Below are 12276 nucleotides of genomic sequence, written 5' to 3'. Positions count from 1 at the left end.
CACTTTAACGACAAAAACGCGGCAGGTAAACACCTGCCGCGTTGGACAAAGGTCTGAAATTAGTCTTCTTCGCGATTCAGCTCAAGAAACTCTTCGACTTTGTTGACCATGTTCTTTGAACCTACAAAGAAAGGCACACGTTGGTGCAGTTCGGTCGGTTTCAAATCCATAATGCGGTTTACACCGTCAGACGCCAGACCGCCAGCTTGCTCAATTAAGAATGCCATTGGGTTGCACTCGTACAACAGACGCAGTTTGCCTTGAGGGTGGCTTTGTGTGCTTGGGTACAAGTAAATGCCGCCTTTAAGTAAGTTACGATGGAAGTCCGCAACCAGTGAGCCGATGTAGCGAGAAGTGTATGGGCGACCATCTTCAGGCACATTCTCCTGACAGTACTTGATGTACTTCTTCACGCCCTGCGGGAAGCGGATGTAGTTACCTTCGTTGATCGAGTAGATCTTGCCGTCTTCTGGGATCATCATGTTTTCATGAGAAAGACAGAAGCTGCCAATCGATGGATCGTAAGTGAAGCCGTTTACGCCATTACCCGTGGTGTAAACCAACATAGTAGATGAGCCGTAAATCACATAGCCCGCCGCCACTTGTTTGTGACCAGGCTGTAGGAAGTCTTCTTCTGTTGGCGGGGTACCAATAGGAGAAACTCGACGGTAAATAGAGAAAATCGTACCGACTGATACGTTCACATCGATGTTTGATGAGCCATCGAGTGGGTCCATTAGTACAACGTACTTTGCGTTTTGGTTTAGTTCTTTGTTGAACGCAACCGCTTCATCTTCTTCTTCACTTGCAACGCCACACACTTGGTCACGTGCTTCAAGTGCTGCTTTGAACTTGTCGTTCGCGTATACATCAAGCTTTTGCTGATCTTCGCCTTGCACGTTTTCCGTACCTACAGCGCCGGTGATATCACCAAGACCTGCCGCGTTGATTTCGCGGTTAACAATTTTGGCAGCTAAACGAATGGAAGCTAAGAGAGATGAAAGATCACCGCTAGCGTGGGGGAAATCCGCTTGTTTCTCAACAATGAATTCGCCTAGGGTGCGCAGTCCTGACATGGTTTATCCTTACATTTTTCATTTCGTTGGGGGTGTCGCGCAATGGGTCATCTCTTTATGGATGTTAAACGATTGCGCTAGATGTAAGTTTATGACGCGGATCTTATTAATGGTAATGAAGTAACCGACTGAGATCTCAATTTATTTGTCTTATTGCATAAGAAGTCTGTCACTTGGTTAATGCTTGGTCAGTCAGTACTAAGCCCTGTCAGATTTGTGAAAGAGACTGCACGAACAGGGCGAAAGGCACTCGCTTTTCTGGTGGTTATCACGATAATGAAAGGATTAAAGAAAGCATTACAAGGTTAAGTTTATGCACATTCATATCTTGGGTATCTGCGGCACGTTTATGGGCGGTGCGGCAATTTTAGCGCGTCAGCTAGGTCATAAAGTGACGGGTTCGGATGCCAACGTTTATCCACCAATGAGCACCCTGTTGGAGTCTCAAGGTATTGAAATTATTGAAGGCTTTGACCCTTCTCAACTTGACCCTCAACCTGATCTTGTGGTGATTGGTAACGCAATGAGCCGTGGTAACCCATGTGTTGAGCATGTGTTGAATACCAATATGCGTTACACCTCTGGCCCACAGTGGTTACAAGAGTTCTTATTGCACGATCGCTGGGTTCTGGCGGTATCGGGTACCCATGGCAAAACCACCACTTCAAGCATGCTAGCTTGGATCTTGGAAGACTGTGGCTACCAGCCTGGTTTCCTTGTCGGTGGTGTGTTGGGTAACTTTGGTGTCTCAGCACGCTTAGGTGAAAGTATGTTTTTCGTCGTCGAAGCGGACGAATACGACAGTGCTTTTTTCGATAAACGATCTAAGTTTGTTCACTACCACCCACGCACATTGATCATGAACAACCTTGAATTTGATCATGCAGACATCTTCGACGATCTTGAAGCGATTAAACGTCAATTCCACCACTTAGTGCGTACTGTTCCAGGGAACGGTTTGATCCTTGCACCGAAGCAAGATCAGTCGTTGCAAGACGTGATCGAGCGCGGTTGTTGGACTGAAAAGCAGTTCTCTGGTGTGGATGGTGATTGGCAAGCACACAAACTGGTTGTTGATGGTTCTAAATTTGAAGTGTCGTTGCAAGGCGAGAAAGTGGGTGTCGTAGATTGGGACCTTGTTGGTGACCACAACGTGGATAACGCTCTTATGGCCATTGCAGCTGCACGTCATGTTGGTGTTGCGCCAGAACTGGCTTGTCAGGCTCTCGGTCGTTTTATCAATACCAAACGCCGCTTAGAGCTGAAAGGTGAAGAGCAGGGCGTGACGGTTTACGACGATTTTGCTCATCATCCAACGGCGATTGAACTGACATTGGGCGGTTTACGTAACAAGGTTGGCGAAAAACGTATTCTTGCCGTTTTGGAACCACGCTCTGCGACGATGAAGCGCGGTGTTCATAAGAATACTTTGGCGGCTTCTCTGCACAGTGCTGATGAGGTGTTCCTTTTCCAACCAGATAACATTGATTGGTCGGTACAAGAGATTGCAGATCAGTGTAAACAACCTGCTTTTGTGGATGCAGAGATGGATAGCTTTGTCGCAAAAATCGTAGAGCAAGCGCAGCCAGGTGATCAAATCCTCGTGATGAGTAACGGTGGCTTTGGTGGTATCCACGGCAAGCTTCTAGAACAACTGAAACAAAAAGCTTAATGACATCTATGCAGCAAAAAGTAACCCCCAAAAAAGCCATCACATTAGCATTAACGGGCGCCTCTGGTGCCCCGTATGGGCTTCGTCTTCTTGAATGTTTGGTTGCCGCGGACTACCACGTGTATGTGCTGATCTCTTCGGCTGCGCGAGTGGTAATGGCGACTGAACATGACCTGAAATTGCCAAGCGGCCCTGAAGCGGCGCAAAAAGCCTTGGTGGAACACCTTAACTGCAATCCAGATAACATCACCGTTTGTGGCAAAGACGATTGGTTCTCACCAGTGGCGTCTGGCTCTGCGGCACCAAAGCAAATGGTGGTTTGTCCATGTTCCGCGGGCAGTGTCGCGGCCATTGCACACGGCATGTCGGATAACTTGATTGAACGCGCAGCAGACGTGGTGATGAAAGAACGCGGACAGTTATTACTTGTGGTGCGTGAAACGCCATTCTCGACGCTGCATCTGGAAAACATGCACAAGCTCTCGCAGATGGGCGTCACCATTATGCCTGCGGCACCGGGCTTCTATCATCAGCCTAAGAGCATCGAAGACTTGGTTGACTTTATGGTGGCAAGAATTCTTGATCACCTCGGTATTGAGCAAGGCTTGGTGCCACGTTGGGGTTATGACCAACGTTGATTGTGTAATCAATAAAAGACCTTTACAATCCATCCAACTCATCGGGGAGCAAACCCATTTGGCATTGACCTTATCAATACCATTGGGTGCTGAGACCTAATCGCTTAACGTTGTTGAGCAAACAGGGACCCGTATTACCTGAACCAGATAATGCTGGCGTAGGAATTGAGTCTGGATATTGGAAGTCCTAGATACCGCCTCAACCCTGTGCCGCTCAACTCATGTTTACTAATGCAAATGGAGAGCGAGCAGTGAAAACCACTCTTAGTCTGATTGCCCTTGCAGCCATCACTTCTACTTCAGCGTTTGCCGCTGAAAACACCCTAACTGTCTACACTTACGACTCTTTCGCTGCCGATTGGGGACCTGGTCCTAAAGTTGAAAAAGCGTTCGAAGCCAAATGCGGTTGCGACGTTAATTTCGTTGCTCTGGATGACGGTGTTTCAATCCTTAACCGCCTTCGCTTGGAAGGAAACAATAGCAAAGCGGATATCGTGTTAGGTTTGGATAACAACCTGATGGCGGAAGCGAAAAAGACTGGGCTTCTGGCTGAGCACAATGTTGATACATCGAAGACGACCTTGCCTAATGGTTGGGACGATAAGACCTTCGTACCGTACGATTACGGCTACTTTGCGTTTGTGTACAACAAGGAGAAGTTGGCGAATCCTCCAAAAAGCATGAAAGAGCTGGTGGAAGAGCGTGACGATCTGAAAGTGATTTACCAAGACCCTCGCACTTCGACGCCGGGACAAGGTTTGATGTTGTGGATGAAGTCCATCTATGGCGACGATGCGACTCAAGCGTGGAAGCAACTGGCGACTAAAACGGTTACGGTTACAAAAGGTTGGTCAGAAGCTTACTCGATGTTTTTGAACGGTGAGTCCGATCTCGTGCTGTCTTACACGACTTCTCCCGCGTACCATTTGATTGCAGAAGATGACGCGAAATACGCAAGCGCAGATTTTGCTGAAGGGCACTACATGCAAGTAGAAGTAGCGGCTAAGGTGAAAGGCTCAAAGAATGCTGAGCTAGCAGATGAGTTCATGAACTTTATTTTGAGTGATGATTTCCAATCTGCGATGCCAACTGGTAACTGGATGTACCCAGTGACTGACGTTGAGTTGCCAAAAGGTTTTGAAACTCTGAGCGTACCAAGCAAACCACTGAGCTTTAGTGCAGACGAAGTAGCGAAAATGCGCAAGACTTGGATTCGCGAGTGGCAAAGCGCATTGACGTTCTAATATAGGTTCTACTTTTGAATTCTGTTCCGAAAATAGGGTTAGGGGTCGCGATGATTATCGCGACCTTTGTTGTTTCTGCCCTAGGTGCTTTGATTGTTCAAGCTCCTTCACTTGATGTGTCTATGGTGTGGGGAGACCCATACTATCAACACGTCACCAAGTTCAGCTTCTACCAAGCTTTCCTTTCTACACTATTGAGTGTTGGCTTTGCTATTCCTGTTGCTCACGCACTTTCTCGACGTGAGTTCTTTGGGAAGTCTCTATTACTCAAGTTGTTTGCGTCTACCTTAGTTCTGCCGGTGTTAGTTGGTGTATTTGGCTTATTGGCGATTTACGGTAACAGCGGCTTATTAGCGCAATGGCTGAAAAGTATCGACGCTGAGCTACCGTTTTCCATCTATGGTCTGAACGGTATTTTGCTTGCGCATGTGTTCTTCAATATGCCTTATGCAGCGCGACTCCTTTTGCAGGCATTGGAGTCGATACCTGCAGAACAACATAAACTGTGTGCACACCTTGGAATGAGCCATTGGGACAAGTTTCGTTGGGTGGAATGGCCACGCCTAAGACAGCAATTGCCACACGTAAGCGGCTTGGTGTTTATGCTTTGCTTTACCAGTTTTGCCACCGTGATGGCATTAGGCGGCGGACCGAAATCGACCACCATTGAACTCGCCATTTATCAAGCGATTAAGTTCGATTTTGATCTGCAGGCTGGAGCACTTTTGGCACTGTGGCAAATGCTACTATGTGGCTTGTTAGCAATTGGCGTACAGAAGTTGACGAAGCCAGTATCAGTAAGCGCTGGCAGCACATCGGTACAGCAATATTTAACGAAGGATCATGGGTGGTCAAAAGCTTGGGATAGCTTTTGGATCATAGGTGCCTTTTTACTAGTTATACCGCCGCTTGTGATGGTGGTGTTCAGTGGTATCAATCAGCAAGTTTGGTCGGTACTGACCGATGAGCGTTTTTGGTCTGCACTGTTTAATTCGCTCAAAGTTGCGGTACTGGCGAGCTCTCTTGCCGTTGCCGCAGGCGTATCGATTTTGCTGACCAGTCGACGTTGGCGATTGCAGTATAAAAATACTCGCGCCGATCAAATTGAGCTTATCGGAACCATTATCTTAGTAACGCCGGGATTGGTGATCAGTACGGGATTATTCCTGTTACTACGATCGTTTACCGATGTATTCAGCTTAGCGTTTTTTGTCGTTATTTTGGTTAACGGCTTGATGGCATTGCCTTACGTCATTAAGACTTTATCTCAACCTATGTTGCACATTGAGCAGCAATATCAGTACGTGTGTGCCAGCTTAGGCATGCGTGGTTGGCAACGATTTAAAGTCGTGGAATGGCAAGCACTGCGTAAGCCGTTTGCCCATGCTTTTGCTATTAGCTTTATGTTTGCGATTGGTGACTTAAGTGCGATCGCCTTATTTGGCGGACAAGAATTTAGAACCTTGCCGTTGTACCTATTCCAACTGCTCGGCAGTTATCAGATGGATGCAGCAGCGGTTGTGTCGGTTACTTTGTTGTTACTCAGCGTAGGCTGCTTTGCTGTGATTGAAAAAGTATTAAAAACAAAGGGGAAAGCATAATGTTAGTGTTGGATGATGTTCAGTACACCTATCAACGTGAGCTGTTTCGCTTTGATTTAGAGATTAAGCGCGGACAAATCGTGTCGCTGATGGGACCGAGCGGTGCAGGTAAATCAACCTTGCTCGCTTTGGTCGCTGGATTCATTAATCCTGACCTAGGCGATATTTTGGTTGATGGCACATCTATCGTGAGTAAAGAGCCGTACCAGCGCCCGTTTTCAATGCTGTTCCAAGAACACAATCTGTTTGCTCACCTGTCAGTGAGGGACAATATTGGTTTAGGGCTGCATCCGGGGTTAAAGCTTACGGCAGACCAAAAGCTTCTTGTCGAGCAAGCAGCCAAGCAAGTCGGCGTTGCTGAGTATTTAGATCGCTTACCGGAACACCTTTCTGGCGGTCAGCGCCAACGTGTGGCACTCGCACGTTGCTTTGTTCAGCCGCATTCAATGTGGCTACTTGATGAACCTTTCTCTGCACTTGATCCCGTGTTGCGTGAAGAGATGCTGACACTGGTTAAACAGCTTGCGACTGATCGTGGTATTACCGTGTTAATAGTGACGCACCACTTGAGTGATGCAAGAGCGATTGCGAGTCACTTTGCTTTTATCGCTGGTGGTCAGGTCGAAGCGTCAGGTGACATTGATGAATTAGCGGTATCGCACTCTAGCGATGTTTTAACCGCGTTTGTGCGAGCGGCAGGGTAGAGCGCCGTTTATCTTTGATGAATTAGGCTTTAGAAAAACAAAAGGTTGATGCGAGCATCAACCTTTTTTTATTTTGGGAGTTTGAATGAGTACGTTAGCCTTGTGGCTTCACTACCATCACATTGATTGGTGAATTCTCTACCACTTTGCTCGCTACAGAGCCCAACATCACTTTGTTGATCTTTGAGCGTTTGTGGCTTGGCATGATGATAAGGTCGGCACCTAAGCGCTCAGCGTAATCAAGGATGGTTGCATACGCTTTGCCTTCTGCAACGTGTACTTTGTAAATCACTTCATCATCGATGTGCTGGTCAGCAAACGTTTTGAGTTGTTGCTTCACGTCTTGCTTCATCTTCGCTGCCGCATCTTTCGGGAAGTAAGTTGCGACCATCGACATATGAATGCCAGGCAGTACAGTCAGTAAGTGAACTTCCGCGTTGGCTTGTTTTGCTTGCCAAACAGCCAACTCAACAGCTCGGTCAGAGAAGCCTTGGTCATTTAGATCAACCGGAACAAGAATTTGTTTATACATTCAGTGTCTCTCATCATGGCCCCTTTGTCCTCGGGGCCTAATCGGTTATGCGCTCAACTGTTCCCTACGAGCACGACGTTTTTGGTTCATGGCAAGTACCAGCAAGATCATTAAGCAAGGCACAAATACCCATTCTTTCATTGGGCGCTCTGCGTCTTGAACAATCCATTTGATCTCCCAGTCGAAGTCGACGCCAGACGATTCTGCCGGACTACCAAACTCGACCATGTCTACGATCATTTTGCCGTCGTTCTCGGTTAGCATTAGACCCATAGAAGAGATGCGCTCTTCTGCAGTTTTAGCTTTATCTTCGAACGGAAGACGTACCGTTTTCTCTACGTAGTCACCTTCTAGGTTTTCACCTGCGACTCGTAGCTCAATGGATTCTCCTACATTTAGCCCTTCAGTGATTTGAGCTATCTCAACCCCAGGGGAAAGAACTTTTGCAGGGTAGATCATGTCCCACCAGAATCCTGGACGGAAGAAAGAGAATGTCAGTACAAGCAACAAGATGGTTTCCCACCACTTATTACGTGTGAACCACCAACCTTGCGTGGCTGCTGAGAAGATCAACATCGCAATGATTGAGGAGATCACGGTAAGAGCAAGGTGCCACCAACTGTCGATACCCATCAACAATAGCTGGGTGTTGAAGACGAACATGAATGGCAGAATTGCGGTTCGGATATCGTAGGTAAAGCCTTGGATACCCGTTCGAATTGGGTCGGATTTAGCAATAGCTGCCGCCGCAAAGGCTGCCAAACCTACCGGAGGAGTATCATCAGCTAGAATACCGAAATAGAACACGAACAAGTGCACCGCAATCAATGGGATGATCAAGCCATGAGCTGCACCCAGAGTTACGATAACTGGAGCCATCAGAGTTGATACCACGATGTAGTTTGCTGTCGTTGGCAGACCCATACCAAGGATCAAGCTGATCACTGCAGTAAACAACAACATTAGGATAATGCTGCCGCCAGAGATGAACTCGACGAAGTCTGTCATCACCAGACCAATACCGGTTAGTGTTACTACACCAACAACCGTACCGGCCGCAGCCGTTGCCACACCGATACCGATCATGTTGCGCGCACCAGATACTAAGCTCTCTGCTAGGTCAACAAAGCCATCTTTCGTTTGCTCAACCAAGTCACCTTGTTTGGATAGCAAAGCAATCAATGGGCGTTGGGTTAGCAAGATAAAGATCATGAACACGGTTGCCCAGAATGCCGATAGACCCGGAGAGAAGCGCTCAACGGTTAAACACCAAACCAGCACAACGATTGGTAGCAGATAGTGCAGGCCAGATTTAATCGTCGGACCTGGGTCAGGAACTTCTGTGAGTTCTGCATCAATTTCAATTGCGCCGTCTTTGGCGTGGTTGGCTGAAATTTTCACCAGGCCGATGTAAGCAATCAGTAGTGCTACAGTTACGATTGGTGTTGCTGCATCACCGAAGACATCTTTCGTCCAACCCACACCGTAGTAAACCAAAGCACTAATCACGCACAAGCCGAGGATGGTGCCAGTAAATGACAACAGGCTTTGTAGCATGGTTGGGTTGTGGCGACGAGGAAGGCCAGTCATACCGGCTTTACATGCTTCAAGGTGGACAATGTAAATCAGAGCGATGTAGGAAATAAGCGCAGGAAGTAGGGCCGCTTTAATTACTTCTACGTAAGAGATACCAACGTACTCCACCATTAGGAAGGCCGCTGCACCCATGATCGGTGGTGTAAGCTGACCGTTAGTTGAAGCTGCAACTTCTACCGCACCGGCTTTTGTGCCAGGGAAACCAACTCGCTTCATCAATGGAATGGTAAAGGTACCCGTGGTTACTACGTTGGCAATCGATGAGCCAGAAACCAAACCCGATAGACCAGATGCAACAACTGCCGCTTTTGCAGGACCGCCCTTCATATGACCAAGCAATGAGAAAGCCACTTTAATGAAGTAAGCACCAGCCCCAGCACGTTCAAGCATCGCACCGAAGAGTACGAACAAGAATACAAAAGACGTTGATACGCCAAGTGCAACACCAAATACACCCTCTGTCGTTAACCATAGATGCGACATCGCTTTGTTTAAACTAGCCCCTTTATGGGCAATGACGTCTGGCATATATGGGCCAGCAAAGGTGTAAGTTAAGAATACCGCTGCGACCACCATGAGCGGTGGACCTAATGCACGGCGGGTTGCTTCAAGTAGCAATACCATACCAGTAACCGAAACGACGATATCCACCGTCGTAGGTGCTCCGGAACGTCCTGCTAGCTCGGTATAGAAAATATAAATGTAAGCCGCAGCAAAGCTACCCGCGAGTGCTAATACCCAGTCGATGAGTGGGATACGATCACGCGGAGAGTTCTTCATTGCTGGGTAAGCAGTGAAAGCGAGAAAAGTGGCAAAAGTTAGATGAATTGCTCGCGCTTCAGTGTCGTTGAGTACGCCAAAATTAAAAATAAATGGTAGCGGAGAGGCATACCATAATTGAAATAGCGACCAGCACAGCGGAACGAACCATAAGATTCGACCTTGCATGCCCATTGGGCTACGCGCACCTGTATCTGCCTGAGCCACCATCTCTTGCACATCTTGTGACGGAGTGTTGTTCGTCGCCATGTACTTTTTCCTTATTATTGATGGTCCTGTCTGTATTGTGTATCGAGAACCGCGCTTCGCTATAACAGTGTAGTGAATAGAGCGAAGTTTGCTTTCGAGTGAATCGCTACAATCCTTCAACCCATTGATACATAGGTATGGAAAAGTGCGTTTTCTTTTTCTTAGGTGTGTGAGCGCGACTTCCGGGAGAAATCGGCAAAATTGAACAAAGTATGCTGGTTGAAGGTGCTCGACCAGCATACTCAATCAGACAGAAAACCATCCTTTTCTGTCTGAGCTTGAAGTTAGTAGTTGCTTACTTAAGCAGGCCTACTTCTTTGTAGTATTTCTCTGCACCTGGGTGAAGAGGGATTGAAAGGCCAGCTTTCACCATGTCTTCTTTCTTCAGGTTTGCAAATGCAGGGTGTAGACGCTTGAAGGTATCGAAGTTTTCGAATACCGATTTTGCAACGTTGTAAGCCACGTCATCTGAAACATCAGAAGTCGTTACCATTGTTGCCGCAACACCAAAGCTGTTTACGTCTTTGTCTGTACCACGGTACATGCCAGCTGGAACTGAGCTGAATGCGTAGTAAGGGTTATCAGCAACGATCTTCTCGATTTCTGGACCAGTTGCTGGAACTAGCTTCGCATCACAAGAGGTTGTTGCTTCTTTGATTGAACCGTTCGGGTGACCAACCATGTAGATAAACGCGTCGATCTTGTTATCACATAGTGCTTGAGAACGTTCTGAACCTTTTAGTTCTGATGCAAGTTTAAAGCTGTCGTTAGTCCAGCCCATAGCGTCCATCACTACGCCCATTGTCGCGCGGTCACCAGAACCAGGGTTACCGATGTTTACACGCTTACCTTTAAGGTCTTGAACGTTTTCGATGCCAGAATCTGCACGTGCGATGATGTTAAAAGGTTCGGTATGAAGAGAGAACATTGCACGTAGTTTTTTGTACGGGCCTTGTTCAGCAAACTTACTCGTACCGTTGTAGCCATGGTACTGCCAATCCGATTGCACGATACCAAAGTCTAGCTCGCCAGCACGGATTGTGTTGACGTTGTAAATTGAGCCACCAGTCGATTCTACTGAACAACGGATGTTGTGATCTTTACGACCTTTGTTCACCAATTTACAAATAGCACCACCAGTAGGGTAGTAAACACCTGTAACAGAGCCAGTACCGATAGTAATAAACTCTTGAGCGTTAACTGCGCCTGCGCCCATAACTGCTGCAGCGATAGCGCCTACTTTAAGAAGTTTGTTAAATGCCATGAATTTCCCTTCCTTATATTCATTATTAACCCGGAAATAACCAAAAATTACTTCAGGAGTTTCCTATTTGGAAACGGCATCTTTTCCAATCCAATCGTTTGAAAAAGCGAGCGAATCATAACAAAAAATTGGCAGAAAATTATCCGATTGTTAAAAACTATAGCGAATAAGTCTAAAGTGTGCGTTGGTGTGTGGGGATAAATTCGTAGACTAATTCTTTTTAGAACAATTACTTATCTTGCATGTTGGCGAGGGTATTAAAAAAACCAATAGCGTGATGTAAATCACAAATGGGATGGGTAAAAAACAAGCTAAAAAATCAAAAAATTTACATTTTTCATGGGCTACAAAACTCAACTAATTTCATAGCCCACAAACAGTTACTTAGCCTGTGTACTCGAAAAGCTCACACACAGATTTGAACAATTGTTCTGTAGAAACTGGCATTGTCGGGGTAATGAAGATGGTGTCATCACCAGCAACCACACCTAAGATGCCTTCTGATTTGCCTAATGAGTCCAGTAGGCGAGCAATCAACTGAGCGGCACCTGGGCCGGTGTGGATAACGACAAGAGCTGCATTATGGTCGATATCTAACACCAGTTCACGCAAAGAGCTGCTAACTGTTGGTACGCCTAACTCTGCTGGTAGGCAGTAAACCATTTCCATTTTTGCGTTACGTGTACGTACGGCACCAAACTTAGTCAACATGCGAGAAACTTTGGATTGGTTGATGCTTTCAAAACCTTGTTGTTTTAGTGCATCAACGATCTCACCCTGTGAGCCAAAGCTCTCTTCTTTTAATAAGGCTTTAAAAGCGCGAACTAAGTTATCTTGTTTTTCTGAATTGCGCATAGTCGTTATGATTCTCTTATCAAGGGTCAGCAATTTTGCATATTCTCGCATAGATATTCATGCAG

Annotated in this window: 10 protein-coding genes and 1 riboswitch; of the genes, 5 read left to right on the top strand and 5 right to left on the bottom strand. The window is 46.7% G+C overall.

The window, feature by feature from the left end; all coding sequences use genetic code 11:
* Positions 1–59 precede the first annotated feature (59 nt).
* On the bottom strand, positions 60–1076 hold the full coding sequence (fbp, locus tag KJB05_RS16315) for a class 1 fructose-bisphosphatase (RefSeq protein WP_005430527.1): 1017 nt from the start codon (positions 1074–1076) through the stop codon (positions 60–62).
* 313 nt (positions 1077–1389) lie between these two features.
* Here fbp and mpl point away from each other — a divergent pair, with 313 nt between their 5' ends.
* The 5 genes from mpl (at position 1390) to thiQ (ending at position 6935) form a co-directional block, all read left to right on the top strand.
* Positions 1390–2748, top strand: coding sequence for a UDP-N-acetylmuramate:L-alanyl-gamma-D-glutamyl-meso-diaminopimelate ligase (gene mpl / locus KJB05_RS16310; protein WP_039841394.1), 1359 nt, complete (start codon positions 1390–1392; stop codon positions 2746–2748).
* Positions 2748–3386 carry a flavin prenyltransferase UbiX gene (locus tag KJB05_RS16305; RefSeq protein ID WP_005450501.1) on the top strand — a complete coding sequence of 213 codons (639 nt, stop codon included), beginning with the start codon at positions 2748–2750 and terminating at the stop codon, positions 3384–3386. The genes mpl and KJB05_RS16305 overlap by 1 nt, the downstream gene beginning before the upstream one ends.
* Positions 3387–3418: 32 nt before the next feature.
* Positions 3419–3568: riboswitch (TPP riboswitch) on the top strand.
* Positions 3569–3637: 69 nt separating this feature from the next.
* Positions 3638–4630: a thiamine ABC transporter substrate binding subunit gene (thiB, locus tag KJB05_RS16300; RefSeq protein ID WP_045456300.1), complete on the top strand. Its 993-nt coding sequence runs from the start codon at positions 3638–3640 to the stop codon at positions 4628–4630.
* A 14-nt stretch (positions 4631–4644) separates the two neighbouring features.
* The gene (gene thiP, locus KJB05_RS16295) at positions 4645–6231 is read left to right on the top strand and encodes a thiamine/thiamine pyrophosphate ABC transporter permease ThiP (protein WP_080642195.1); all 1587 of its coding nucleotides are present in this window, start codon (positions 4645–4647) and stop codon (positions 6229–6231) included.
* On the top strand, positions 6231–6935 hold the full coding sequence (gene thiQ, locus KJB05_RS16290) for a thiamine ABC transporter ATP-binding protein (protein ID WP_208444335.1): 705 nt from the start codon (positions 6231–6233) through the stop codon (positions 6933–6935). Before thiP ends, thiQ begins: the two co-directional genes overlap by 1 nt.
* A 94-nt stretch (positions 6936–7029) precedes the next feature.
* Here thiQ and KJB05_RS16285 read toward each other — a convergent pair whose 3' ends face one another.
* The 4 genes from KJB05_RS16285 to argR form a co-directional block, all read right to left on the bottom strand.
* Positions 7030–7467: a universal stress protein gene (locus KJB05_RS16285; protein ID WP_005437370.1), complete on the bottom strand. Its 438-nt coding sequence runs from the start codon at positions 7465–7467 to the stop codon at positions 7030–7032.
* A gap of 45 nt (positions 7468–7512) precedes the next feature.
* On the bottom strand, positions 7513–10092 hold the full coding sequence (locus KJB05_RS16280) for a TRAP transporter permease (RefSeq protein ID WP_199482561.1): 2580 nt from the start codon (positions 10090–10092) through the stop codon (positions 7513–7515).
* A 295-nt stretch (positions 10093–10387) separates the two neighbouring features.
* Complete coding sequence (locus KJB05_RS16275) at positions 10388–11356, bottom strand: TAXI family TRAP transporter solute-binding subunit (protein ID WP_208444334.1); 969 nt, start codon at positions 11354–11356, stop codon at positions 10388–10390.
* Positions 11357–11740: 384 nt separating this feature from the next.
* Positions 11741–12211: a transcriptional regulator ArgR gene (gene argR, locus KJB05_RS16270; protein WP_005430583.1), complete on the bottom strand. Its 471-nt coding sequence runs from the start codon at positions 12209–12211 to the stop codon at positions 11741–11743.
* Positions 12212–12276 lie beyond the last annotated feature (65 nt).

Source organism: Vibrio sp. B1ASS3 (assembly GCF_905175355.1).
GTDB lineage: Bacteria > Pseudomonadota > Gammaproteobacteria > Enterobacterales > Vibrionaceae > Vibrio > Vibrio owensii.
This window is presented reverse-complemented; position numbering and strand designations above follow the sequence as displayed.